General features: G+C 60.7%; 21 protein-coding genes. 1 reads left to right on the forward strand and 20 read right to left on the reverse strand.

What is annotated here, in order from left to right:
• Positions 1-62: 62 nt before the first annotated feature.
• From rlxS to V1283_RS27980, 8 genes are all read right to left on the reverse strand, one after another.
• Positions 63-2,027 carry a relaxase/mobilization nuclease RlxS gene (gene rlxS, locus V1283_RS27945; protein ID WP_334389805.1) on the reverse strand — a complete coding sequence of 655 codons (1,965 nt, stop codon included), beginning with the start codon at positions 2,025-2,027 and terminating at the stop codon, positions 63-65.
• A gap of 380 nt (positions 2,028-2,407) precedes the next feature.
• Positions 2,408-3,595 carry a Fic family protein gene (locus tag V1283_RS27950; RefSeq protein ID WP_334389806.1) on the reverse strand — a complete coding sequence of 396 codons (1,188 nt, stop codon included), beginning with the start codon at positions 3,593-3,595 and terminating at the stop codon, positions 2,408-2,410.
• A 274-nt stretch (positions 3,596-3,869) separates the two neighbouring features.
• Positions 3,870-4,388 (reverse strand): S26 family signal peptidase, encoded by a 519-nt coding sequence (locus V1283_RS27955; RefSeq protein WP_334389808.1) that lies wholly within the window; start codon positions 4,386-4,388, stop codon positions 3,870-3,872.
• 10 nt (positions 4,389-4,398) lie between these two features.
• Positions 4,399-4,617 (reverse strand): helix-turn-helix domain-containing protein, encoded by a 219-nt coding sequence (locus tag V1283_RS27960; RefSeq protein ID WP_334389809.1) that lies wholly within the window; start codon positions 4,615-4,617, stop codon positions 4,399-4,401.
• A 156-nt stretch (positions 4,618-4,773) separates the two neighbouring features.
• Complete coding sequence (locus V1283_RS27965) at positions 4,774-5,595, reverse strand: DUF2285 domain-containing protein (RefSeq protein ID WP_334393200.1); 822 nt, start codon at positions 5,593-5,595, stop codon at positions 4,774-4,776.
• Between the two features lie 520 nt (positions 5,596-6,115).
• Positions 6,116-7,306 carry a DUF932 domain-containing protein gene (locus V1283_RS27970; protein WP_334393202.1) on the reverse strand — a complete coding sequence of 397 codons (1,191 nt, stop codon included), beginning with the start codon at positions 7,304-7,306 and terminating at the stop codon, positions 6,116-6,118.
• Between the two features lie 389 nt (positions 7,307-7,695).
• Entirely contained in the window at positions 7,696-8,007 is a 312-nt protein-coding gene (locus V1283_RS27975; RefSeq protein WP_334389810.1) for a DUF736 domain-containing protein, read from the reverse strand.
• 804 nt (positions 8,008-8,811) lie between these two features.
• The gene (locus V1283_RS27980; protein ID WP_334389811.1) at positions 8,812-10,824 is read right to left on the reverse strand and encodes a ParB/RepB/Spo0J family partition protein; all 2,013 of its coding nucleotides are present in this window, start codon (positions 10,822-10,824) and stop codon (positions 8,812-8,814) included.
• Positions 10,825-11,356: 532 nt separating this feature from the next.
• Between V1283_RS27980 and V1283_RS27985 the strand changes: the two genes are divergently transcribed.
• Positions 11,357-12,526, forward strand: coding sequence for an IS110 family transposase (locus V1283_RS27985; protein ID WP_334393204.1), 1,170 nt, complete (start codon positions 11,357-11,359; stop codon positions 12,524-12,526).
• Positions 12,527-13,060: 534 nt separating this feature from the next.
• Here the strand turns inward: V1283_RS27985 and V1283_RS27990 are convergent.
• The 12 genes from V1283_RS27990 to V1283_RS28040 form a co-directional block, all read right to left on the reverse strand.
• Complete coding sequence (locus tag V1283_RS27990; RefSeq protein WP_334389812.1) at positions 13,061-14,470, reverse strand: DUF1254 domain-containing protein; 1,410 nt, start codon at positions 14,468-14,470, stop codon at positions 13,061-13,063.
• Between the two features lie 358 nt (positions 14,471-14,828).
• On the reverse strand, positions 14,829-15,365 hold the full coding sequence (locus V1283_RS27995; protein WP_334389813.1) for a hypothetical protein: 537 nt from the start codon (positions 15,363-15,365) through the stop codon (positions 14,829-14,831).
• A gap of 57 nt (positions 15,366-15,422) precedes the next feature.
• Complete coding sequence (locus V1283_RS28000; protein ID WP_334389814.1) at positions 15,423-16,061, reverse strand: acyl-homoserine-lactone synthase; 639 nt, start codon at positions 16,059-16,061, stop codon at positions 15,423-15,425.
• 206 nt (positions 16,062-16,267) lie between these two features.
• Positions 16,268-16,579 (reverse strand): helix-turn-helix domain-containing protein, encoded by a 312-nt coding sequence (locus V1283_RS44800; protein ID WP_442895887.1) that lies wholly within the window; start codon positions 16,577-16,579, stop codon positions 16,268-16,270.
• Positions 16,580-16,720: 141 nt separating this feature from the next.
• On the reverse strand, positions 16,721-17,593 hold the full coding sequence (locus tag V1283_RS28005; RefSeq protein WP_334389815.1) for a polysaccharide deacetylase family protein: 873 nt from the start codon (positions 17,591-17,593) through the stop codon (positions 16,721-16,723).
• Between the two features lie 42 nt (positions 17,594-17,635).
• Positions 17,636-18,580 (reverse strand): ABC transporter substrate-binding protein, encoded by a 945-nt coding sequence (locus tag V1283_RS28010; protein ID WP_334389816.1) that lies wholly within the window; start codon positions 18,578-18,580, stop codon positions 17,636-17,638.
• Between the two features lie 52 nt (positions 18,581-18,632).
• Positions 18,633-20,318 (reverse strand): amidohydrolase, encoded by a 1,686-nt coding sequence (locus V1283_RS28015; RefSeq protein ID WP_334389817.1) that lies wholly within the window; start codon positions 20,316-20,318, stop codon positions 18,633-18,635.
• 342 nt (positions 20,319-20,660) lie between these two features.
• A complete protein-coding gene (locus V1283_RS28020) occupies positions 20,661-21,596 on the reverse strand; it encodes an MBL fold metallo-hydrolase (protein ID WP_334389818.1) in 936 nt (311 codons plus the stop codon).
• Positions 21,597-21,621: 25 nt separating this feature from the next.
• Positions 21,622-22,572 (reverse strand): glutaminase, encoded by a 951-nt coding sequence (locus V1283_RS28025; protein ID WP_334389819.1) that lies wholly within the window; start codon positions 22,570-22,572, stop codon positions 21,622-21,624.
• 29 nt (positions 22,573-22,601) lie between these two features.
• Positions 22,602-23,315, reverse strand: coding sequence for an ABC transporter ATP-binding protein (locus tag V1283_RS28030; protein ID WP_334389820.1), 714 nt, complete (start codon positions 23,313-23,315; stop codon positions 22,602-22,604).
• Entirely contained in the window at positions 23,296-24,060 is a 765-nt protein-coding gene (locus V1283_RS28035; RefSeq protein ID WP_334389821.1) for an ABC transporter ATP-binding protein, read from the reverse strand. Before V1283_RS28035 ends, V1283_RS28030 begins: the two co-directional genes overlap by 20 nt.
• Positions 24,057-25,058, reverse strand: coding sequence for a branched-chain amino acid ABC transporter permease (locus tag V1283_RS28040; RefSeq protein WP_334389822.1), 1,002 nt, complete (start codon positions 25,056-25,058; stop codon positions 24,057-24,059). Before V1283_RS28040 ends, V1283_RS28035 begins: the two co-directional genes overlap by 4 nt.
• Position 25,059 lies beyond the last annotated feature (1 nt).

A 25,059-nucleotide genomic window follows, 5' to 3' on the forward strand; every position in this document is an offset into this window, starting at 1 on the left:
CCGGTCATGGGCCTCGATCACGGTCAGTCGCGGCAGGCACGCGCAATAGCCAAGAGGGTCTCTTATCGCCCCAAACCGCGCTTGATCCCGATCGACCAAGAAATCCCCTCACCGCCCACGACGCCGATGACGCTCTGCCCCTTCGTGCGTTCAAGAACCGGGCGCCATGGCACCAGGCTGAATTCCTGCGCCCGTTCGATCAGGGCAACCCGTCCACTGTTCAGCGTCAGCGTCCGCCGATAGGTGCCGGTCAGCCGATCGCCGGGCTTGATCTCGGAATATCCAAGGCCGGTTTCGCCGGCAATGCGAGCGCCGACCTCGGCAAGCTCTCGCCGCTCCAGGGTCTGCACCAGATTGCGGGCGTAGACGAACCGCCCTTCCTGCTCGCGCGCGAGCCCTTGCTCAAGCAGCCACTGGCGCCGGGCGCGAAGGGCCGAGCCGACCTCTGACCCTAGCCCCATCGGGGCGATCGTCTCAGGCCCCTTCGCGACCAGCTGGCGGTCGAGCCAGGTCGCGCCGTTGGCATTGGGCAACGCCTCCAGATTCTGCCACGACAACACCGTCATTCGCACGGGGCGTTCTGAACGGCTGGCGACCTCGAAGCGCTCTGACCGGTCGAGGTGACCCTCCCCAACTTGCCATCGTCCATCCGGCAACCGCTCGGCCAAGCCCTGCCTTCGCATCGCCTCAAGGCGGCGAGCGTGACTTTCGATGAATTCAGATGAAGCGCGGGGTTCGGTGTCGCGATGAAGATCCGCGCTGTAGAGCCCTTGATTACGGGACGCGACCTCCGCAATGGTGCGGTCGACCTGACGCGGACCGACGTCCCGCGCACGGAGCTCGACGATCGTATTACGAACCAGCGGCTCGTCCTCGGCGCGCCGCAACCCGAGTTCGACGTAATGGATTCGGCCATCGACGCCGTCGACAACCGCATAGCGTCGCTCGCGCAATTCATCCGAGAACCCTTCCGCGACCAGACGTCCGACGACGCGGCCGCCGGCTTTGGGGTCGAAGATCGCCTGATCGGCCGCAGCGCGATTGAGTCCGGCGTCCTTCAAGTCGCGGTGCATGGTCTTGATGATATCGCCGCGCTCCCCCATGCGCCGCAGAGTCGGCTCGATATCTCCGGCGATCCGCCAGGTACCCGGCATCGTCTCTTCCACCAGACCCAGGCGCTCGAGCGCCCGGAGCCTCCCCATCCGCAAAGCATGATGCCGCGGATCACGCTCAGGTTTGGCGGAAAGCGCAAGGACGCCGTCGCGTGCGTCGCGGAGAATCGCGCGGTCGAGGCGGGTGAGGCGTTCCGCGCCGACCTCCTGCTCAAGCTTGCGCAGCTGGTCCAGTTCGCTTTCGGGGCCTAGCTCGCGGGTAATCAGCTCGCTTGCCCGGGCCCGCATCCCGTGGGCGATGTAGTCGCGGGCGATCACGAGGTCGCTGCCAAGATCGTCCTTGCCACGCACTACGATATGGCTGTGAGGGTGGCCGGTATTGAAGTGATCGGCGGCGACCCAGTCGAGCCTGGTGCCGAGATCAGATTCCATCTGCCGCATCAGGTCGCGGACGAACGGTTTGAGATCGGCGATTTCGCTAGAGTCCTCCGGTGCCACGATAAAACGAAACTGATGGCGGTCGCCTTCCGCTCGTTCCGCGAACGCCTTGCCGTCAACGTGATCCCTGCCCTCGTCGTAGAGCTCGCCGGGATTGCCCTCGCGCGTGACGCCGTCGCGCTGGACATAGCGCAGATGAGCCCGCACCGCGCCGGCATTGCCCGCCTTGATGCGGACGATCCGCGCCTTGATGACGACCCGGCGCTGGCCCGCGGAGCGACGGCTTGCAGACACCGTTCCCTGCGCATAGCCACGGCCGATGCGTGAGCCGGTGAAGCTGGAAGTTCGGTGCGTTGTTCCGATACCGGCTTTTTGCGCGATCTTGCCAACGCGCTTGACGTAGCTGATTGCCTTGCGGCCGCGGTGGTTGCCGATGCGGCCAAGCCTGACCCTGAACTCGTCGTCGGTATCGGACACAAGCGCTCTCCGCGAATGGCAGGCGCATGTGTGAACGGGTTTCCGCTGCGTCAAGACGCAGACGTGGTTCATCAATCGCGAAAGGTACTTAACTGTGAGTTGTCGCCACCGTCTTCGACGGTGGCGACAAATCCTGGATGTGCAGACAACGACTTAGGCGCGTTTGGGCGCCAGTGCTTTTATCTTGCCCTCCCGCTTGATCTACGGGTTGATTGGCTCATCCTGGCTAACGGGTCTTTTAGCGAAACATCAGCACACGCCGAGGCCCGGGCGCGCGGTTACGATAAGAGCCTGGTTGACGGCGAACGCGTTCAAAAAGCACCACCATTTTGCCCGCAAAACAGACGCGCGCGAGGCTCCCAAGACGCTTCTTGGTGCCACTAGATTTCCGGAAACAATCGCGGAAACAGCACGTCGAGCGTATCAAAAGGAAAGCGCAGCGACACCGGGCCCTTGGGTGTATCGGAGGCAAGAAGGCCGGCGGCGATGACGTCATTAAAGACGCGCCGTGCCGTTCGTTCGGGAAGGCCGGTGATGCGCGGGACTTCGCCGCGGTCGAACTGTCCGCGGATCAGTGCTTCCTTCAGAAGCCGCGCCGCCTCGGGCTTCAGCTGCTCGCTGCGTTCGACGAGACTGCGCATTCGCTGGGCCAGGGTCTCGATCTCGAACAGGCTTGTCATGAAGGTTACCTGATCCAGGCAGACCTGCAGGAACCAGAGAACGTATTCGTTCAATGCACGCTGCGAGAGGTTTCCCCGGCCGTCGAGATCGCCCTGCCGCGGCATGTCGGCGTGGTCCATCATCCGTTTGTAATCGCCAGGACCGGTCAGGCCGCGCGCCAGTCCGCGTGAGACCGACCATAGTCCGTGCGCGCCGATTCCGGCGAGATGTGCCATGGCGTGGCTCATCAGGCGGCTGACGCGACCATTACCATCAGGGAAAGGATGGATGTAGTTGAAGCGATGATGCGCGGCCGGAATGGCGGTGATCCGCGCCGATTTGCCGAGGCGCTCGAAGCGATAGCGCTCGGCAAAATACGTCATGAACGCTTCGACGCGACCGCTGGAGGGCGGCTGATGCCGGCCGACCGCGACATCGTGTTCGGAGCTTGAGCGCCATGTCCCGGGCTGCATTGTGAATTCGGTACCGGCACCCTGGATGCGCAGCATCTCAGGCGCGGCGTCGCGGTAAAATTCGCGATGAAGCCAGAGAATGAAATCGACCGAGGCCGGTTCAGGCAGGCGATTTTCCAGCGCCATTGCATCGATTTCGGACTGCACGCGCACATGGGCGGCGGCCTCGATCTGAAGGTTGCGCCGCGCCTCGTCGTTGTCAAAATTGCCGTCGATGGCGCGCGCGATATCGCGCGGCCTGGTGTTATGGCCTTCGATCAGGTTGCTGTAGTAGGTGTTCATGATCCGCACGAGGCCCGCGAGATTGGCGGCGGTCTGCGGATTGAGCGCGTGACCAAGCTTCGCGGCCGCCGCTGAGAGCTCGGCGACCACGTCCGAAATGGCCTCCGGCAAGTTTTCCAGCCGGGCAGGCTCGATGCGTTCGACGGTTTCCATGTCGGGGCTCATATTGGCCGATCTGCCGTGGTATTAAGATATTCAATATAAATGATTTTCTTGTAAAGATCGCCAGCTTTGGCCGATCTTGTGGCCGATCTTAGGCCGATCGATCGACAGCCAGTTCTGGCCGATCTGACTTATCTAATAACCTATTGATATATATTACGAATATTTGATATTTCAGAGATTTTGGCCGCTTTTCTGGCCGATCCTGGCTGGATCGGCCGCTATTTTGCGATCTCAGGGCACCGAAGCCCGGTCTGGCAGACCACTAGCCCAAGGGATTCCAGGTCCATAAAGGACGCGCGACGCCGACGATATCGCAACGAAGGACCGGACCAAAATACCGTGAATCGAACGAAAGCGGATGCGGCTGCAGCAGGAAGAATTCGCCGTCGATGAGACGCATGCATCCTTGCCACGCCGGCAAAGCTCGTCCTTCCAGATCGGTCGCGTAGGTTTCGGCCACGACCTTGCCGTTGATGGAAACCGTCCCGGTTGGTTGCTCCGACCGGCACACTTCGTCGCCGCCGGCGGCCATCACCTGTTTGATAAGCGGCACCGCCGGCGGCAAGATTCCGCGGGCGACGATCATCAACTCGATCAGCGGCGGTGGCTGTACCACGGCGATTTCGCCGAGCGCGGGCAGCCGGCTCTCGACCAGATAAAAGCCGAGCGGCGCACTGCCGCTGGCGTTGTAGACGATCAGCGGCGTCTGTGGCGGGATAGAGGCCAAGGTCGCGACAAGGCCCACGGACACGCCCGCGAGGATCATGAGTTTCGAACGCAATGAAACACGGTTAGCTCCCATTGGAGGTCGACCTCCGCTTGCTGGCTTGCGAATAGTCGACGAGGTCTTCGATGTGGTAACGGACGTAGCGTCCGTGCTTGCGGTAGAGAGGACCGGTACCCTGCACCCGCATTTTTTCCAGGGTATTCTTGGTCAGCCGTAGCCAGGCCGCAGCCTCCGCCGTATTCAGAAAAGGCCGTTCAGGCTCTTTCTTCTCATTATCCGTCATGTCCAACGCTCTCCCTGTCCCGCGGCTCGGCAAGATGCGCGGGCGAGAGGCAGCGTCGTCAGATTGCGGCATCGGCGGGAGTGGCGAAGATGATGGCGGCCGATTTCGCCACCCCAGGCCGGCCAAGATGGTCAAACCGGCAAATATCCGGACCAGCTAAAAGAGCAGATCGCGGTACCCGCCCTTCATCAATTCGGTGCCCTTGGCGACCAGCCGCCTTGTGCGGTCTTTCAGGAACTGGCTCGGTCCTTGCCATTCCTCGGCTACTTTCTTCTCGCCAAAGATGGTGATGGCGATCTGCCGATAGGTCTTGCCGCGCAGGCTTTCATCGAGCGCGATCAGCGCATGATGAAGGCGTTCGTCGATGGCAAATGGCGGCCGGCTGCCCGCGGACGGAGCCTGTTCCGCAAAGCGATGAAGGCGCTTGAGCAGTTCGGTTTGGGTGTTCAGGTCTGCAAACCCATCGATCTCGAAGACGGGCACAAAGGGATTGGTCAGGACCGCCACGTCATGGATTTCGAGGGGAATGTGGATGCCTGGTCCCTTCATCAGCACCAACGGAGCATCATCGACGCCGATCGCAGCAGTACGGCCAACAGTGAAGCTCGACAGCGTGAGCGGTGTGACATTTTCACGACGGGCCGGAGGTGCGGCCCTGACCCGGACCACCTGTTTCAACGCGGCGACATGCCAGAAAACCGGGGCTTGCCGGGCGGCGACCGAGGGATCAGCGAAGGCGTAAAGTCCCCATCGTTCGGCGCGGGGAAAGCGCCTCCGCAGCCGCAACAGGTGGGTGCCGTCTTTCAGCGTCACATGCGGTAGGCGCCGGGGCACGGAGCTACGCCAGTCCGCGCCGTAATCCGGATTGCGGCGCAGGAATTCCCACGCCCAGTCGCTTGGATCGTAGGACGTTGGACCGTAGGAAATGGCTGCGTCGCGCGGGAGCGCGCGCGAAGGATCGGCGATGTCGTGATTCAGGAGAAGCCCCGGCGTTCAGACAAGCGAGCCATGATCGTCGAAACAAAATGCGGCGACAGAACGGCCCCCGCGCTGACAGCGCGAGGTCTGCCCCTACGAATCTGCCGGGTTCCAGATCACAGCGAAGAAGCTGTCGTCGTCCCTGGCTGGCGACGCGGACGAGATCGACGCAGAGCTTGCGAAGTCAGAACTCGGCTGCTGCGAGCGACAGGCTCACATTGTCCTTAGTCGGGTGGGTCGGGTTCCCGATGTTGAGGCGGCAGATTTGCACAGCCGACGATCTCCGACCGGAGAAAAAAGAGAGGCCAAACCAATCTCGCGCTTAGCCCTGTGAACTTCTTGTCACGAGTTGGACAGTGCTTTCCGCGAGCCGGGCCGCAGGCCCGGCGAGCGGCGGGCGCGGAAACGCGCCCGCCGCCGATCCGGACAACCGGGTCGGCGGAAAATCGCAAATTTCAAGCCTCAAGACGGGCAGCCGCGCAACCTGGCCTCCGGTTGCGCGGCCCTGCGATTTCGGTGGTCAGGTGGCGCGTTCCAGCAGGCGCTTCGCCCTGCCCTCAAGCTCAAGACGCGCGTCTTGATGTGACTTGCCGCGGGCCAGCGCTGATATCCCCTGCACGAAATCGAACAGGCTTTCCGGCGGGCGGCCTTCCTCATGCAAGACGGTCTCGATGATTTTTGCCGTCTCCGACTTGGAGAACCCGCGCTTGCGCAGGAAGCCATCACGGTCCTCATCGCTGCGCGCCACAATCCGTTCGCGCGCGGCCTTGATACCGGCGATGAATGGCGCCGGTGACGAATCGGTAAAGCGCGTCAGCGCGGGAGCGGCCTCATGCGCAAAGCGCTGGGCGGCAAATTTGGAATGCCGGATCGTAATTTCCTCGAAATTCTCGACGCCCCACAGATTGCGGTTCATGCACACCGCTCGCAGATAAAACGAGGCGATCCCCAGCGTTCTCGAACCGACCTCGCTATTCCAACAATAGAACCCCCGGAAGTACAGATCCGGCGATCCATCCGGCAAACGTCCCGCCTCGATGGGATTGACATCGTCAACCAGAAACAGGAACACGTCGCGGTCGCTGGCGTAAAGCGTCGTGGTGTCCTTGGTGATGTCCACAAATGGATTATGCGTCATGCTGTTCCAATCGAGCACGCCCGGCACCTTCCACCGCGTATCTCCAGTCCCGTTGCCTGCGATTTTCATGACCGCTGCGACAAGTTCGTGATCCCAGATACGCCCGTAGTCCGGCCCAGTGACCGCGCGAAGTTCGACGCGACCGTCATCGGCCTCCAGTGTTTTCATCAACTCGGCGCGGTGTGACAGCAAGCCATGTTGCAGATTGATCCCGGCCAGCGGCGCGGGAAGCTGCCGCATATAGGATGACGGCGCGCCAACAAGACTGCACAACTGCCCAAAGCTCCAATGCGTCGGCACGACCGGTTCGTCACGTCCCGGCACGATCAGGGCCAGCCGCTCGGCGTTGTCGCGGCTCACCTCCACCTTTACGGCACGGCTCTCCACGGTGCGGGCCTGCGCGCGCTCGGCGCGGCCGCGGACAGCATCGTATAAGTCAGTCAGGTTCAGATATCTCTCATCGTCCGGCCGTGAAAACCATTCCGACGACACGCGGCCAACGCGCTCGCCGCGCGATATATCCACGCGAAAGCCGCCGGAAACAGGCTGCTCGTTCTGGGGCAGGGTTATCATCGTCATCGCTCGTTCTCCTTCTGGTGCTGGGTTAAAGCGCAGCGCTGCGCTGCAACCCTGCCCGTCGGCGAGACCGGGGTAGCAAGGGCAAGGGCGGCCGGAGTGGAGGGGGATCACCCGCCCAAGGGGGCGCGCGACGCGCGCGTCTGCACGCGCTTGGCGCTCATGTCTTCATGAATATTGTGCGACAGCGCGGAAGACCGGGGAGACCACTCCGGCCGGCGCCGGCTTCGGCGCTTCACCCTTGCGCGCGCGAGGGCGGAGCCCTTAGCGTTTCTGCGTGAACAAGGGGGCCGAAGGTCCTTGCACTCTTTCTTCCGTTCCGTTGCGACCATGAGCGCAGCAAAAACCCCGCCTCCGAAGAGGCGGGGTGCGTCGATCCGGTTGGATCAGTCGCCGTTGCGGCGGGACCAGATCAGCGTGAAGCTGTCGTCGCCCTCACCCTTCACCAGCGAGGCGTAGATCGGGGCCGGGAAGCTCGGATCGTCGAGTTTGACTGAGAGGTATTCGCGTTCGGTCTCCCGCGCGGTCTTCTTCCAGGCGGCGCCGAACTCGGTGGCGCCGGCGAAAATGCGATAGTCGGGCGCCTTGTCGTTGTCCTTCTCGGTCGCAACGAACTTGGCCTTGACGTTGAGCGTGAGCGTCTTGACCGAGCCGGTGTAGCCGTTGTCCGCTGCGGTAAAGGTTCCGATGGTAGCCATGGTGGTCTCCGTCTGTTGTCGGGCCGCGACCATCGCGGCCTCGATGGCGGTCCTTGGCCCGGGGAGCGATCGGCCCGCAGCCGTCAGGCCCGCAGCACAGCGGAGGACGGCGTCAGACGGCTTTTTTGCCTCACGAGGAATGCCGCCACTTCGCGGCAGGGGAAAAAAGCCGGCGTAGCCGTTGCGGGAAGGCGATCGAGGCGAAGCCGTCCCTCGGGCCTGATCCGTCCATTCGAGGTCGCGTGAGGAGTACGCCCATCAAACAGACTGATGGAGACCACCATGAATGCCATCACCGTCCCCGCCCAAGGACAAGGGTTTCACTGGGCAAAGACGCGCGTCTGCGAACCAGTGAAGGCGACGGCGCGACCCTGGCCAACGATGGCGCACGATTCGCATCACGCGCGCACTCGGTTTCGCGCGCCCCCTGATACAAGACCCCGCGGAGTCCGGCTCACGATCTTGATGTCACAGAGAGCCGATAGTCCGCCCCGACGACGCCTCGCTGGTGAAGGATGACAGCGACGACAGCTTTACGCTGATCTGGTCCCGTCGCAACGGCAACTGATCCACCCGGTTCGCTGCAACGTGCCATCCTTTGGGCGGGCTCTGAGGCGCTGACCACAACGCGCCCTGCTCCACCGGTCCCAATCTAACAAGCGTCTCGCTTTCGCTGGACAGTGCGCCCGGTCGACGGCGTGAGTACCCTTGAGATTGGCCGCGCGCCCGACGGCGCGCGGTCAAAAATTTCGACTGTTCCACGGTGACAAGCCGGGACCGCATTGACGGTCCCGGCCATGCCGATCACTCGGCCGCGTCAGCATAAACGCTGGCATGCGCTTCCGTACCAGCATCCATCGGCGCTTGCTTGACGCGCTCTTCCATGGTTTTCGGTGTCCGCATCAGCGCGGGCAGCCAATCCGTCGCGGCCAGCAGTTGCTCGGCGGCTTCCGCCATATCCGGCTTCTTCATATCCACCATACGTTCGGCCGCTTCGTGACTGATGCCTTCCCGCACCGCCTCCAGGATGCGCGCCTTCGTAATCCGCCCGAAATAAGCCCGCGCGGTCGGCCGCCAGTACCCGGTCATATCGAGCGAGACGGCTTCCGCCAATTGGTCGGCTGTGGCCTGGGCCCGTGGTTTCCGCTCCCAAGGCAACTTGACCGCGTTGACCGTCAGGGCAACGCAATGCGCGAACAAGGCCATGCGGCTGTCGTGATCGAGTTCGGCCACAAAGGACCAAAGCCCGGTCACGTCCCGGGGCATCTGCCTCGCCCAATTGGCATGTCGATCCGCCCAAGCCTTACCGGTCGGGGCGTCCTCGATCCCGTCCGCATGCCCTGCCAAATCGGTCTTGACCGGCTGGATGCCGACAACATGCACGTCCGCGCCAATATAGAAGATTTGGGCGGCGAGCGCATGTGTGGCGGCTACGATGGCTGTTTCGGGCTGTTCGCTCAAATTGAGCCTGAGCCCCAAGGTGCGATGGGCGGTGAGATCACGAACAAGGATATCCGACAGAAGACTGTCGTTTTCTTCCTCGCCCGTCTCCCCATCCTCCGCTGACCGGCCGTCACCACTCTCCGCGTCGGGGCGCTCCGAAGCATCGCCCGCAAGCTCGGATTCGGGTTGGGGCTTTTCATCTTCCGTTCGGATGAAGCCGCGTTCGATCCGGACGGTGCCATCATGGTTGAGGATGATGAATGCTCCGCCCCGCGCAATGTAGTCAGGGTCATAGGCCTGTCGTCTGGCTTCCAGACGTTCGATTTCTGCCTCAAGCTCGCCAAACCGCGCGTCCACTTCGTCAGCAAGTTCCTCGTCCGTCTCGTGCCGCTCGGTCAGACTGTTGAATTCGGTCTGCGCAGCATCAAGGGCGGCCTGATCTTCCGCCGAAAGCTCCACCGGATGCGGGTACGTCCGGCGCAGACCATGGGCGTGCGGAAAGTCGAGATGGGCTTGGGTCCATTTCCAACCCTCGGCCTCCCGGAGGGTATCTGCCACGCGCCCGAGTTTTCCGGTCACCAACAGCTCGAGCAGCGCCACATCCTCGAAGTAGCCGCCGCCATCCTCCGTAAAGAGGTCTCGCAGGATCGTACCACCCGCCTCGGTATAGGGCTCTACGCCGACGAAGATCGCGCGGCGATCCGTGGCGGCGACGTTGGTTTCCATGAGCAGGCGGCGGATGGTGCTGGCGTCCCGGTTATAGGACAGCCGTTCAAAGGCGGCTTCCTGCCGGGCATGCTCCTCGGTGATCGCAAAGGCCATCAGCTGGTCGAGCGCCAGTTCACCGTTACGATAATTCTCCATCAGCTTGGGGGAAACCGCGCCCAACCGCAGGCGCTGCCGCACCACATGCGGCGTCACGCCGAACCGGGCGGCGATTTCCTCCGCGCCGAAACCGCGTTCCTCGGCCAGCTTTTTGAACGCCTCGAACTGGTCGGCGGGATGCATGTTCTCGCGGGTGACGTTCTCATCGAGGCTGATTTCGTGGGGATCATTCGCAGTGTCGATGATGCAGCGGATCGGTTCGGTCTTCTTGATCTCCTTGCGCTTGACACGGAGAAGCTGCGCCAGCCTGCGGCCTTCGCCGATGGTGACGAAATAGAACCCAGTGGCCGCGCCATCGGTATCCAGTTCCGGCTCGACGACAAGATTTTGCAGGATGCCTTTGGCGCCGATGCTGGCCGCATAGGCCTCAATCGACGCCTCGCTGTGCGGCGTCTTGCGGGCGTTCTTGGGGGATTTCTTGAGCTTGTTGAGCGGAATGAAGTTCTCGGTCCCGCTCGCCGCGACGATTTCAACGTTCTTGGCAGTCATGATCAATCTCCTTTTAGGGCGTGGGTGCAGAGCGCACCTCGCGCCTGCACCCCTGCCCGTCGGCGAGACCGGGGGTAGCAAGGGCAAGGGCGGCCGGGGCGGAGGGGGATCACCCGGCCTGCACAAGCGGATTCCGCGAGTGGCAGTTATCGGTCTTGAAGTCCGCGCGGAAGGTCGGGGAGACCGCCCCGGCCGGTCCCGGATCTTCCGGGACTTCACCCTTGCCCGCGCGAGGGCGGAGCCCTTAGCCCCCAAACAGAAAGAGGGCGTCTGCGCCGCAGCGAAGCGAAGGTCAGTCGGCAGTTGCGAGACCGGTTAAAAAGGCACCCGAACGAAGGGCAGTGATAGCGACGCCGGCATGAAATGACGGCGGGACCGAGGGCGAGTGCCTCCGGCGAGCGACACCGTATCGCGCCAGGGATCGAAGCCGAAGGCCGAGACCGCGCGAGCGGGCTCGGTTCACGAGAGATCCTATGCAGCAGGCAAGAGTGCTCCAATAGGCGCTTCTGATTCGCTGACACAGGAGGTGAACATGAATGGTCAAACCGATTTCACCGCGAAAGTAGAGCCAGAAGATTTCAAGAATACGCTTTTTGTGGCCATGGAGTTGAGCCGCTCGACCTGGCTGGTGGCGACGTTCGCACCGCGGCTTGGCGACAAGATCAGCGTGCATGCGATACCGGGCGGGGACACGAAGCGTTTGCTTGCGCTTATTGGCCGCCTGCAAGCGAAGCTTCGAGACAAGGGCGTCAGCCGGGTGCGGACGGTATGCTGCTATGAGGCAGGCTACGACGGGTTCTGGTTGCATAGGGTGCTCGTCAACCACGGCATCGAGAACCACGTCCTCGATGCAGCGAGTCTTCCGATCGATCGTCGCGCCAAGCATATCAAGACAGACAATATCGACGCCAAACGTCTGCTCAGGGCAATTGTAGGCTTCGTGCAAGGCGATCCGCAAAGTTGCCGCGTGGTTCGGGCGCCAACGCCCGAGGAAGAGGATGCGCGGCGCCTCCATCGCGAGCGGCAGCGACTGGTGCGCGAACGTACTGGCCATTTGAACCGGATCAAGGCCCTTTTGATAACGCATGGCATTCGGGCGCTCCGGATCACGGATGGAAAGTGGTGTGAGCGTCTTGACAAGATGCGGACCGGCGATGGTCGGCCGATTCCGGCGCGGCTGAAGATCGAGATCGAGCGCGAATGGAAGCGGCTCAAGGTGGTCGCCGAGCAAGTCCGGGAGGTCGAAGCCGAACGTGACAGGCTCGTCAAAGGAAGCGAACCATCAGGGGACGCTTGCACCGAAAAGATGCGCCAGCTCGTCAAGCTGCACGGTATCGGCGCCGAGTTTGCCACGGTGCTCACGCGCGAAGTCTTCTATCGACCGTTCCAGAACCGCCGGCAAGTCGCCAGCTACGTCGGCTTGACGCCGGCACCCTACGACAGCGGAGACACCAAACACGACCAGGGAATCAATAAAGCCGGCAACACACGAGCCCGTGTGATCGCCGTGCAAATGGCTTGGCTGTGGCTCAGGTACCAATCGAAAAGCGAACTGTCCCTTTGGTATTACAGGCGCGTCGGAGACCTGAAGGGTCGCGTCCGGCGCATCATGATCATCGCGCTCGCGCGCAAGCTGGTGATCGCTCTCTGGCGATACGTCGAAACCGGCAGGGTTCCGACGGGCGCCATCGTCACTACTTGATCAGTTAAATGAGTTTGGCCCACGCTTCCGGGCCAATGCCGGGACGGATGTGTGACTGAGGATGCCGGGTTGGCCCTATCAGCCGTACGAGAGATGAGTCCCATCCATCTTGGAGCCGAGCTGCCACGAGTATGCAGGATTTTGGTACGAGCCGCTGGCGCTCGACCGGATATAAGTTGATGCGGCTGCCACGGTGCAGCATGCAGGCGGGACAACGGCTCCAGTCCTGATTGTTCGCGTTATGGAAGCGGGCGTAGCGTGTGCCGCCGGTGTTCTTGGCGGAGCGATCGTGACCCGAATGGGCCGAGACCGCTTGCGGGCTCGGTTGAGCGGTCGCTTGGCCGCGAGATAGAGCGCGGCCCCGCCTGGCGCGGGGGTCGCCCCAATGCATTCGACTGCGACTGAGCGGCGTCGAGAAGTATGTCCGCTTTGATCGGAAGCGGAAGTGAACTGAGTGGCAAAAGCGTCGCTTTGTGCCACAGGCGGACCTAGACGCCCGGTCCAATGAAGGCCGGGCGTCCGTTTGCGTGTTGGTTATGTAACCTTGCGAATGGCTGGCGGCCACCACGAGCCGTCCAAGACGGACGGAGGATTTTCCTTCGGCCAGTATAGACGGAACATCGGGATAAACTTGCTATCAGGAGCCGGAAGCCAATTAGACTCCTTATCCGGCCCCGGATTGGCTTTCTGAAGGAATAGATCGATTGAACCGTCCGCATTGACCTTGAGCTGGTCGCGCGCACTAAGTGTGTAGCGATTGAGTGAATTCGGAACAAAGAAATAGCCGCTGTCGTACATTGTGAGCGACCAGAAGCCGTTAGCCGGTGGTAGGTCATTCTTGCTTGCAAAGCGAATGACGTAGTTATTCTTGGAAGTGTCTAACGGATGTCCGTCGGCGTCAGTGAGCCCCATGGGATAGACTGCGTCCTTGGGTGCATTGGCCGGGATACCAAAAGCAGCAAGCCAAGCACGTGCCATATAGTCGGTGCCGTACTGGCCGACCTTGAGATTAATGACCCAGCCCTGCTTGACCACACCCGACTTCGCGGTATAGGCGGCAATCTTTTCCCAAGCAGCTTTGGGGGCCTGCTCAATTGCCTTGGCCATCGCGGGGTCGAGTTTGCCCAAGTCGAAATCTTGACCGGGCACAAGGCCGATCCGAGCTATCTTAGCGATGATGGGACCGTCTTCGGAAGCAGGAGGATTATTCTTCATTAACTGGGCCATCAACCCGAAGTACTGAGCGGCGTTCAGCGCGTTGACGTTGTCTCGTACAGATCGCTTCATATCCACGGTTGGATCAATCTTAGCCGGTGGCGGGACGTACTCTTTGCCCCACGAACTGAGCGGATAAACCTTGTACTGGTCCTGCAAGGCCCAAACGGCTTTGTAGTCTTCCGGCGTTCCTGTGCTGTATGTGCGGGCAAGTATCCACATGGTGGCCGTGGGCGACTTGACCTGCTTGACCCCTTCGGGGAGTGTACCAGTCCAGCTCGGACCAGTGACCGCATAAGTCTGTGCTTTCTGCCCGGTCGTGCGTGTGCCGGGGTCGAAGACCACTGGCACCCAACCATCATAGAATTCCCAAACGTAGTAACGATTGCCCATATCAGGCCAACTAACTACCCACGGCTCCTTGGAAACATCCACGAAGACATTCGAATAGAGCGTATCTGCGTTTGGCGCGGTGACATCGCGGTAAGCGGCATTCGGATATTCGCGCAGATTGGCGAACTGCCCCATCGGGGCGCGCTTTGCTTCGGGCTTCTCCACGTTGGTAATCACCCTGCGCGACATCTCAACGGAAATCAGGGAGTAGCCGTAGACGTATGCTTCCTCTGCGATTGCTTGCGCCTCGGCAGGCGTCACAGTCTGTGCTTGGCCCGGAGCGCTTGAAAAGAGCGCGACAAGCGAGAGCGCAGCAACAAATTGTTTCAAAAACATGACAGTCGCTCCATCGTTGATTGACAACAACTACTTCAGGCATTGTCGTTGTCGAGGGGACGGTATCCTAAAAAGGGTAATTTTATGGTGCCGTCACTTCCATCAAGCATTCTAGGGACCAGTCCGGCAGGCGCGCTATGCAAAATCGGTCAGCAATGGCACGTATGACCTGATGAAGTCTGCTTAGGGTCATTCGCGACCGAGGTGACTCCGGTGGAATGTCCGCATTTGCCAGTAGCGGACATCGCCGATAGGCGAAAACGGCGGGTCCGCGGTGGTTTTGGTGGGCCATTGGTGGGTTGACAAGGCTCCGTTCATATAAGCCCGACCCGCTCGCGAAGCGCCGGGTGGCGCCCTGCTACGCCAAGAACTGCCGCACCCTCTGTATCAGGACAAGATCGTCCAGGCACATCGCCCATTCCAGCAATGTTTGCCGGAGCGTCGTGGCCAGCACGCCGTGAAGCGCGAGGCGATCCAGAACCAGCGATCGGTCAGTTTCGACCCGCGCGGCAGAGAGGTCGGCAAGCACTCGCACGTCATATCCAAGCCTCGCCCCTTCCAGGGCCGCAACGAAAACCTCCTCCTCGAGCCACGCTCCGCCTAAAAATACGACGCCAATGTTCGATGCTGCGAGTGATGTCAAAAACTGCTGGTCGCGCCACACGCAAAGACCGTCGATATTTAACGGGACGATCCAATCAGCAACCCTATCGGGAATTTGGCGAGGCTCATATTCACCGACAGCAAGCGGAGGGACATCGAAGATTTCCTGGCATATCGGCAGCAAAGTCAAGCTCGCACGGCGGCGCACGACGAACTCGGCCGGCATATTGGCCTGTTCGCCGCGCGTCAGATTGATCAGTACAACTCGGCTGCGCCGCGGATCTGCCAGCATTTGGATTCCTGGTACAGCCGGTCTGTGCCGCGACTTAGCAACCGCGCCTCATCATTACTATGCAGCGGCCCGGAGCGAATGGGACGCAAGAAGGACCGGGCCCTTGACGTCAGCATTACGATACATCGCTGCAAGCGCGTCATCTGTTGCATGCAGATATCCGGCAAGCGCCATGGTTTGCCCGAGCCGCTGTGGAGGCGCGATGCGTTCGAGCGGCCAGCCCGCGCGACGGAGGATGCGCTCCATTCGCACGTCAGTAACTGTTACGATAGATTCGGCGTTGACGGCTCGCACGCCTTCGATCATGGCCGCAAACAGAACAAAGGTTGCACGATTGAGACCGTTCCCTCCAAGCTCGGCCGCAATCTTGGTATCCACGCAAAACCGCGAGCTCTCGAGGATTCGTTCGCTGCGCGGCACGGCCTGCCCGCCAAGCAAAGCAGGAAAGGCGTCGGCAAGCATGGTCGGTCCCGTGGTCGGAAGAAGCCGCACGCCGCCAACAAGGCTATCTTGATCCGACTTTACAAGAAGATAGGTGGGATTGAGCGCATCATAGATATCCAGCTCCAGGTCACCGGAGATCGAGACAGCCCAGTCAAGCCGGTCTTTGAAGACGCGGCGGCGCAGCCGATACATCTCTGTGAGCAAACCGAGATGTTGACCAAATTGATGATTGTCGAGTGCGACGGCGTGCATGGTAACCTCCGGTTGAAGAGAGAGGTCACAACAACAGAAACGAAAGTGAAACGCGCCTGCACTTTTTTACAGGTAGCTCTCGCTGTTTGCCAAAGAGAAGAAGTCCCAGCAAACAAAACTGACTGTTTATGCGTCGAGAATCAATTCCGCTTCCCCGGAGAAGCTGATCGGTTCGCATTCGGAAGATGCAGGGAATATCAGCTTACTCAGGGCAACAGCCGGCGACGCACCGCTTCCGCCACACATTGTGCAGTCGATGTTGCTTCCAGCTTGGGTCGCGCGTTTTCAAGATGAAACACGACAGTGCGCGGAGCAATGCCAACGAGGACCGCCGTGTCAGCCACCGTCTTGCCTCGCGAGGCCCACGCAAGGCACTGACGCTCGCGCTGGGTCAAGACGTCACCGGCATCCGGTTGATCACATACTGTGCCCAGCCGCGCTGCGACGTGTGTTTGGAAATACAGCCCCACTAGCTGGACGACATCTCTCGACTTGGCGATGAGCCGTTCCGGCCGCATGGCCCGATCGTCCGTGGCCAAGGTAAACGCCGCCTTTCGTACCTTGCTTACCCATACAAAAGTGCGTGAAATGCGGTCCGATCGCTCCCAATTGTTCGTGCCTGTCCTCCTCAAACGAGTTGCGTCAAGTCGCGACCTGGATCAGTCCGAAGACTTAATAGCGTCATCGTCGGCAAGAGCCGCTGACCATCGTGCGATTTCGCTCCTCGTGGCGCACCAGACGCCCTCATGGCGCTTGATGTGGTCGAAACACTTTTTCAAAGTAGGAATCAAGATCGGACGTCCGCCGATGTGGCAATGGATCAGGATCTCCGTCCAACCGGGATTACCATCATTCCCTTCCGCATAAAGCTGATCGAAGGAATCCCTGAAGCCTTCCCAAATGATCGATGGCGCGTTGCGGGGGGCGAGGTAAATCTGCACATCGTTGTGCTGCGCATTGGTTTGCGGCAGCACGACCATGGATCGACCACCCGGAACCTGGCGGACGAACGGTACGTCATCGCTGGCGTCGTCCCCGCACCAGACGTAATTCTGTTCGGACAGGAGCCGCAGCGTATTCGCGGTCGGGCTCGCGCCCGGACTGGCCCATCCTAAGGGCTGTTTGCCGGTGGCCGCAACTATCGCTTCAGTCGTCTTGCTGATGTCGGCACGCTCGGCGTCAATGTCCTCGGAAGTGAAGGTGCGGTCGTTGACCCAGCCGTGCCCGACGATCTCGTGACCTTCCTCGACGGCCGTCGAAAGAAACTCGGGATGCCGCTCCGCCGCCAATCCGTTCGTCGAAATATGGCATTTCAGTCCATAGGAATCGAGCAGATCCAGCAGGCGCCATCCGCCTACGTTCGCGCCGTACTCGGCGTAAGAAAGCGAAAGCTGGTTCGGCTTGCCCGGCGTGTCCCGAACCTTGTACTGCGACTGAAGTTCAAAGGCCTCGAACGCAAGACCGATTGATACCGCAATTTTCTGATTCTGCGGCCAGCGCCAAGACCTACGACGGGCGGAGAATTTCGTCATTTAGTCCTCGTCATGTTGTGGGCCGGCGAATACCGCTGCCCGTCATTGCGCTTTTGGCGCGTAGACCATTGGCCGAACATCGATGTCCTTGGCCAGAAGTCCTTCTTTACGCATCAGGATCATTGTCTTCTCGAGTTCGCCGACGTCGATCTTGTCCTCCATCGGCAAGAACTTCAGTTCCTTGAGCACTGTCTTGGGAACCTTGGTGAACTCGGCCACAAGCTCGACCAGTTCATCGCTCTCCAGATGCGCGTCGTACCATTCGCCGCCACGTCGCATGGCGCGCAGGAAACGGTCCATGGTGTCGCGATTGGCCTCGATGAAGCTGCGCATAACAAGGTATTGCGAGGATTGCACACCCGGTTGAACCTCGGCATAGGGCCTCGAAACGACCTCAAGCGCCGGATCGTGGGATGCCGCAATTACAAACACATTGACCTCGAAGGCGGCATCGATCTGCTTCTGCTTCAAGGCATCGATCATCTGCGGGAACGGCACTTCCCTAAACGTCACCTTGGCAGGATCACCTCCCGTTTGCCTGATCCATTCTCGGACATAGAGCCAGATCACGTTGCGATTGGTGTTTACCGCGACAATCTTGCCTTCAAGGTCCTTCCCTGATTTCACACCGTCCGCACGGCGCGCGATCAGAGCCGAGTCCACAGTCCCACCACCCGGCGTGGGCGACACAAGCTGTACATCGATGCCTTGAGCGACCGCGGCGAGCGCGGAGACATTGTTGCTAAAGGCGACATCATACGACTTGCCTACTAGTCCCGGAATCCCGATAGCACCACCCGCGGTCGGTGCGAACTGCACGTCTAGCCCCTCGTCGGCGAAGAAGCCGAACTTCTTGGCGATGTATAGAGGCGCAATTGTCGATGTTGGGATCACGCTTACGCGGAGGGCGACGGCCCCAGTCGCGCCTACAGGCAAGGCGGCTGACAAGAATGCGGCAAACAACAAACTTGAAACGATTTTGAGCACTTTGCACACTCCGAGTTCGCCGCATTCCTGAGATCCAGCCTTGCGGGCGGCGTCAGTCCGCGGACTGGAACACCGTTTTGCCGCCGACCACCGTACGTTTCGCGGTGATACTCTTGAGAGCCTCGTCGCCTACGGTCAGGATGTCGTCGGACAGGACGACCATGTCGGCCAACTTGCCCGGCTCTATCGAACCCGTGAGCGATTCCGAGAACGAATAGCGGGAGGCTGCGCTCGTGTAGAGCCGGATTGCTTCCTCGCGCGTAACGGCCTCCGACGCACCATAGATGTCGCCGTTTTTATCGCGCCTCGTCACCATCACGTAGATGTTGACGAATGGATTAAGCACATTGATCGGATAATCTGTTCCTTCGGCAACGGAATCTAGTCCCATCACGTCGATAAGGGTCCGCATCGGGAACGCGCTGTCGACGTTCTCCTGCCCCAGGTATCGTTTGACCACCGCGGCCTTGTCCCAAAGGAACGAACTCTGCGCATCCACCCTTACCCCCAAACGGAGCGCCCTCTCCATCTGGTCGCGACGAATGAGACTTCCGTGGATGACAATAAAGCGTCGATCCTTGATCGACTTTTCGGCGTCGGCGAGTGCGTAGGCATCGAGCACGCGGTCGATAGCCGCGTCGCCGACGGCGTGGACACCGACCCGCCAGCCGTAACGATTCGCGGTGGCTACGAGCGCATTGAAGCGGTCTGGTTCAATCACGATCGTGCCGTGGTAGTTCCGATCGTCCGGATATCCATCACGCATCGCAGCAGTTCGCAGCGTCATTCCTCCGTCGATCTGAAGCTTGACGCCGGAAAAGCTCAACCATTCGTCACCAAAGTCCGACGCAGCGCCGATGCGGGAGAAAAACTTCTCCCATTCGTCGTTCGTCATCGTCGGGTTGAGGCCACCCGTCGGGGCATACATCGCACTGATCCTGAGCGATGCGTCACCCCTCCGGCGGACCTGCTGATGGGCGCGAATGGTTGCAGGGTCCACTGCGGCGCTGATCGCGCTGGTGATCCCGAAGCTGTTGAAGTAGTCCATCGCCGCCCTGACCTGGACGACGCGCTCTTCAGGTGTCCACTCCGGCAGGATGTTGGCTACAATGTCTCCGGCTCCTTCCTCCAGCGTGCCGTTAAGTTCTCCCGTTGCCGGATCCCGATGGATGATCCCACCATCCGGATCGTGGCTATCCTTGGTTATTCCGGCCAACTTTAACGCGAGCGAATTCGCTAGGCCGAAATGCCCGATCGGCAGGTAGACAGGATGGTCGGGAGCGGCCCGGTCCAGCTCCTGCCGCGTCAGGACCCGCTTTTCGGCAAGCTGAGCAACGGGGTGCCACATGCCGCCGCGAATCCAACTGCCTTTCGGCGCCCGCTTCGCCTGATCTGCGATACGTTCCAGCGCCTGCGCCACGGTCGCGACGTCGTTGAGCGATACGACGAACTTCAACAATCCCGCCCGTTCGACATGGGCATGGGTGTCAATCAGCCCCGGAAGGACCGTGCTGCCCTTCAAGTCCACGATCGTTGTGTCAGGCCCCACGAGGCGCTCGATATCCGACGACTTGCCGACGGCCAGAAAGCGATCGCCACGGATCGCGACCGCTTCTGCGATGCTGAAATCCTTGTCCGCGGTTATTACCTTGGCATTGAGGTACACGGTGTCGGGAAAGCCCAGGACCGTCGCGATGTTCGCCGCCGATTTCGCGACCGAGCCCACTTCAATATTCATCTTTCGATCCTCCAAAGACCTGGGCCGGTGGGCAGTCACAAGGAATTGGCCGACCCAACCGGGGCGCTTCGAGCGAAATATTAACGAACAAAAGTTCGTACATCGGTTAAAAATCCTACGTTGGATCTTTCTTCCAGGCAAGCTAGTTTCGATTATAGCCTGCATTTCAGGCAACATATCTGCATTGCGGGAATCTAAGTCACCGACGAAGACGCGAAACAAATTACGAACATTTGTTCGACATATGACGTATTGTCCGGAAACGACACTGAGGCCAGCACGGCCCTTTCCGATTCAGGAGGCGGTGCGGCGGCCTCGTTCTTCACGTGCTTTTCGCGTTAGCTAGATCTCGAGCAAGTCCTTGCCGACGATGATTTCACCAGAAAACGCCTTCGCCGCGCTTTCGCGCCACACGTCCTCAGGAACCGTGTCGTCCCCTGGGACAAAGTGATTGAGAACCAAGGTTTTCACGCCGGCTGCCTCAGCTACCTCGCCGGCCTGCTCGACGCTGAGCGCATTGCCGGAGATACTGTCGTAGATGGCCTGCTCTCTCGAAGGATCAGCCGCGAGCCTTTTCGCAAGCCCCCGGATTCCAGGTAGATGTTGGGCTTCACAAACCAGGACATCCGCGCCGCGAGCCAGTTCGATCAGGCTGTCGGTCTTCCGGGTATCGCCTGAGAACACCACCGACCTGTCCGCGGCGTCAAACCTGTAGGCAAACGCGACCTTGATCGGCGGGTGATCGACAAGCACGGCCCGGACGGTCACGTTGTCGTCCTTGAACACCTGCCCGGGGCCGGTGATTTCGTGCGGTATTAGTAGCGGCGCCGGATCAGGCCTGCCTTCGTCGTGAATGCGAAGATTGATGTCGAAGGAATTGAGTTCGAAATACTTCTTCGTCATTTCGACCAACGGCGGCGGTCCGTACGAATTTACCGGATTCCGCAACGCCGCGCTCCATGCAAGGTAGAACAGATTGCCGTAGTCGAGGTTGTGATCCGAATGCTGGTGGGTGATGAAAATGCTGCGCAACGCCTTTAGCTGGTATCCCGATCGAACGATTTGACGGGCGATCCCATTACCGCAGTCCACGACGTACAGAGATCCCCCTGCAACGACCATGCTCGCCGGCGCCGCGCGTGAGACCTTCGGACTTGGACCGCCGGCAGTGCCGAGGAGGACAATCTTGGTTCCCCCGGAAGTCGCTGCTTGCGCGCTCCGCCACGACGCCGCCAGCAGCGTTCCTGCGATCGATCCAATTACCTGACGTCGATTCATTTGCGAGTACTCCTTTTGCACCGATTCATCCGAACACCGACCAGTTCATTTCCGTGGTGAGGCTTTGGAGGGCGGCAGTCCCGAACTTGGAGTTGCCGTACTCATTCAGGCCCGGCGACCAGACCGCGACCGACGCAACACCCGGTATGACCGCAAGGATGCCGCCGCCGACACCACTCTTGCCGGGAACACCGACGTGGAAAGCGAAATCTCCCGAACCGTCATAATGGCCGCATGTCAGCATGAGTGCGTTGACGCGACGAGCGCGCTGCGGAGAGACGACCGAACGGCCGGTGGAAGGGTGGACTCCGCCGAATGCAAGATATCTCCCTGCAAGGGCAAGCTGCCGGCAACTCATCGCCACCGCGCACTGATGGAAATACACCCCGAGCGCCAATTCAGGAGGATGAAGGAGATTCCCGCAGGCCATCATGAAATTCGCCAGGGCGACATTCCGGAATCCTCCGGCCTTCTCCGCTACTGCCACTCCTGAATCGATGAAGACGCCGCCGTCGTCCGCCAAGAACCGAAGAAACCTGAGCGTCTCTCCGAGAGCCTCCTTCGGTTCATGTCCGGCAAGCAAAACGTCGCAAACGACGATGGCCCCCGCGTTGATGAATGGATTCCGCGGAACGCCGCTCTCGTACTCCAACTGAACGATCGAGTTGAACCGGTTGCCGGAAGGCTCCTGACCCACACGTTCCCACAGCGCGTCACCGACCTTGCCGAGGGCCAAGGTGAGCGCGAACACCTTCGAAATGCTTTGTATGGAAAACGGCTCGTCCGCATCGCCCGCCGCGAACACCCGCCCATCGCGCGTGGCTACCGCGATTCCGAATTTTCTCGGGTCGATCCTGCCGAGCGGGGCGATGTAATCCGCCAACGCGCCGTAGTCGCGCCGAGCCGACACGTCGTGCAAGATCGCGTCCAAAACCGCGCGCAGCCTCCGGCCTTGACGCTCCTTCGCCGTCAACATCGGCTAAACCCTCGCCTCGACCGAGCAGCTCAATGGATGCCTACCCCCAGCAGACGATCGACGAGATCCCGGTTCGATCTCAGTTCAACCGACGGCCCCAGCCAGGCCTGCCTGCCACGCTCGAGAATCAGGACACGATCGGCGAAATCCAAGGCGCGCTCGATTTGCTGTTCGACTAGCACCACCGTCACATCCCCGGATGAGCCCAAACGGGAGATCATCTCCATCAGTTCGTCGCAAATCACCGGCGCGAGCCCCTCCAACGGCTCGTCGAGCAGCAATACGGAGGGCTTTCCGAGCAGGGTCCTCGCCATGGACAACATCTGCTGTTCGCCGCCCGACAACTGCATTCCAAGATTGCGCCTTCGCTCCCCCAATCTCGGAAACATTTCGTATGCCTCCTTGATCGCGCCACGGGACCTGTCCTTCAGTCCCGTCGAAAGGTTCTCCTCGACAGTCAGAGAGCGGAATATGCCGCGGGTCTGCGGCACATAACCGACACCGAAACGCGACCGCGACGACGTACGAAGATCCGCCAGGTCGATTCCGCCGACCTTGATCTCTCCGCCATGACGGCTCGAAAGCCCCATGAGCGTTGCGAGCAACGTCGTCTTGCCCATGCCGTTGCGGCCAAGGATCGCCAGGCGGTCTCCGGCCGGCACGTCAAACGACATGTCCGTAATGATCTGTGTCGCGCCGTAGCCGGCGCTCACGTTGACGACCTCAAGCCGTGCGGCGGGCATCGGCATAGCTCCCAAGATAGGCGCGACGGACTTCCGCATCGGCCGTAACGGCCGAAGGCGTGCCCTCGAAGATCAGTTTACCGTTTGCCAGCACCAGAACCCGCTTCGCAAAGCGAAACACCAGATCCATGTCATGCTCAATCATCAGGACGGCGATGTCGGGTGGCAGACGTTCGATGGCCTCAAGGATCTTCGGGGCTTCGTCGTGCGGAACTCCAGCCGCCGGCTCGTCGAGGAGAAGGACCTTCGGCTCAAGGGCGAGGCCGATGGCCATCTCCAGAAGCCGTTGCTGACCGTAGGCAAGCTCGGACACGCGAAGCCCCGCAAGATGGCCGATGCCGAGCGCCAGGAGCAACTCCTGACATTCATGACGGACTTCGGGGGCCCTTCCGACGACCGACCAGAACTGTCGAGTCATGCCCTTGCGCTGCATGACCGCCAAGGCGACGTTTTCCGTCGCCGTCAGCGATGAGAAGAGCCGCGTGATCTGAAACGTTCGTACGAGCCCACGGTGCGCACGATGCGCAATCGAGAGGTTCGTGACGTCCTCGCCGCCGAAGATGATCCGTCCATCTGTCGGCTGAAGATCGCCCGAAATCACGTTGACCAGCGTAGTCTTGCCCGCTCCGTTTGGACCGATCAGTGCGACCCGGTCTCCGCTGGAAAGGTCGAACGATACGTTGCGGTTGACGTGTAACCCGCCGAACGACTTCGAAACGCCGTGCAATCTCAGGAGCACAGTCATCGCGCTGGCTCCCTGGGAAACAATTTCGACCAGGCGACCGTCGCACCGTACGATATGCCCCTCGGCGCGAAGATCACGATCAATATCAGCAGCAGTCCAACCAAGGTCATCCAGTGGAAGGGGTTCGTCGCCGAAACAATATGCTCGAAGACCTGAAACAGTACCGCCCCTACCACAGCCCCCCACAGGTTGCCTGCTCCGCCGAGGACCAGCATCACCATCGCCTCCGCCGAGCGCTCAAACCCGACACTGTCCAGGCCGACCACTCCGGTCGTGATTGCCGTCAACGCGCCGCCCACGCCCGCCACGGCGCCCGCCACGCCATACATCACGACGAGCCGCGGATAGACAGCAGCCCCGATCATCTGCGCCCGTAAATCGTCGTCCTTTATGCCGCGGCACAGGAGACCGAACGGCGATCGCACGAACCGCAGCAGGAGCGCAAAAACGACTGCCAGTACGACGGCGGAAAAGACGAAGGCGGTCCGGCCATACATATCGAAGGAAAACGTACGCAACACCGGCGCAGGGACGATCCCCGACAAGCCGTCACTCCCTCCAGTGATCGAAGACAACTTGTTGGACAGCGCCGCGACAAGCTGCCCAAAAGCGATGGAGATGACGAGTTGCGGCAATCCCCTGAATCTCGTGATCAATGCGCCCGACAATAAGCCCGTAAGCGCGCCCCCGGCTGCCCCGACCCCGAGGAGCAAGAATGGCTCGGTTACTCCCGCGATGCAGGCGTTGCCGGCGGCATAGGCTCCGATACCGAAAAGTGCGGCTTGTCCGAGCGTCGCTATACCGCAATAACCGGTGACCAGATCGAGCGAAAGGACCAGGAACGCGATACCGATCAACCGCGTCAAAAATGCGAGATCCTCAGGAAACAGGAAGAAGCCGGCCGCACCAAGCACCGCGATCGTCGCCACGCCAATCAATTCGGGCGGAAGCCACGAGCTCGCAATCGGTACCTCGGAAGTCGTCGACGCCGTGTTCATC

It is taken from the genome of Bradyrhizobium sp. AZCC 2262, from assembly GCF_036924535.1.
In the GTDB taxonomy this organism is placed as follows: domain Bacteria; phylum Pseudomonadota; class Alphaproteobacteria; order Rhizobiales; family Xanthobacteraceae; genus Bradyrhizobium.

Excerpts from the sequence above, each read along its gene's own strand:
- V1283_RS27950 (WP_334389806.1), bottom strand. The coding sequence starts at position 3,595 with ATGGAAACCGTCGAACGCATCGAGCCTGCCCGGCTGGAAAACTTGCCG.
- V1283_RS27960 (WP_334389809.1), bottom strand. The coding sequence starts at position 4,617 with ATGACGGATAATGAGAAGAAAGAGCCTGAACGGCCTTTTCTGAATACG.
- V1283_RS27970 (WP_334393202.1), bottom strand. The coding sequence starts at position 7,306 with ATGATAACCCTGCCCCAGAACGAGCAGCCTGTTTCCGGCGGCTTTCGC.
- V1283_RS27975 (WP_334389810.1), bottom strand. The coding sequence starts at position 8,007 with ATGGCTACCATCGGAACCTTTACCGCAGCGGACAACGGCTACACCGGC.
- V1283_RS27980 (WP_334389811.1), bottom strand. The coding sequence starts at position 10,824 with ATGACTGCCAAGAACGTTGAAATCGTCGCGGCGAGCGGGACCGAGAAC.
- V1283_RS27985 (WP_334393204.1), top strand. The coding sequence starts at position 11,357 with ATGAATGGTCAAACCGATTTCACCGCGAAAGTAGAGCCAGAAGATTTC.
- V1283_RS27990 (WP_334389812.1), bottom strand. The coding sequence starts at position 14,470 with ATGTTTTTGAAACAATTTGTTGCTGCGCTCTCGCTTGTCGCGCTCTTT.
- V1283_RS27995 (WP_334389813.1), bottom strand. The coding sequence starts at position 15,365 with ATGCTGGCAGATCCGCGGCGCAGCCGAGTTGTACTGATCAATCTGACG.
- V1283_RS28000 (WP_334389814.1), bottom strand. The coding sequence starts at position 16,061 with ATGCACGCCGTCGCACTCGACAATCATCAATTTGGTCAACATCTCGGT.
- V1283_RS44800 (WP_442895887.1), bottom strand. The coding sequence starts at position 16,579 with ATGCGGCCGGAACGGCTCATCGCCAAGTCGAGAGATGTCGTCCAGCTA.
- V1283_RS28005 (WP_334389815.1), bottom strand. The coding sequence starts at position 17,593 with ATGACGAAATTCTCCGCCCGTCGTAGGTCTTGGCGCTGGCCGCAGAAT.
- V1283_RS28015 (WP_334389817.1), bottom strand. The coding sequence starts at position 20,318 with ATGAATATTGAAGTGGGCTCGGTCGCGAAATCGGCGGCGAACATCGCG.
- V1283_RS28020 (WP_334389818.1), bottom strand. The coding sequence starts at position 21,596 with ATGAATCGACGTCAGGTAATTGGATCGATCGCAGGAACGCTGCTGGCG.
- V1283_RS28025 (WP_334389819.1), bottom strand. The coding sequence starts at position 22,572 with ATGTTGACGGCGAAGGAGCGTCAAGGCCGGAGGCTGCGCGCGGTTTTG.
- V1283_RS28030 (WP_334389820.1), bottom strand. The coding sequence starts at position 23,315 with ATGCCCGCCGCACGGCTTGAGGTCGTCAACGTGAGCGCCGGCTACGGC.
- V1283_RS28035 (WP_334389821.1), bottom strand. The coding sequence starts at position 24,060 with ATGACTGTGCTCCTGAGATTGCACGGCGTTTCGAAGTCGTTCGGCGGG.
- V1283_RS28040 (WP_334389822.1), bottom strand. The coding sequence starts at position 25,058 with ATGAACACGGCGTCGACGACTTCCGAGGTACCGATTGCGAGCTCGTGG.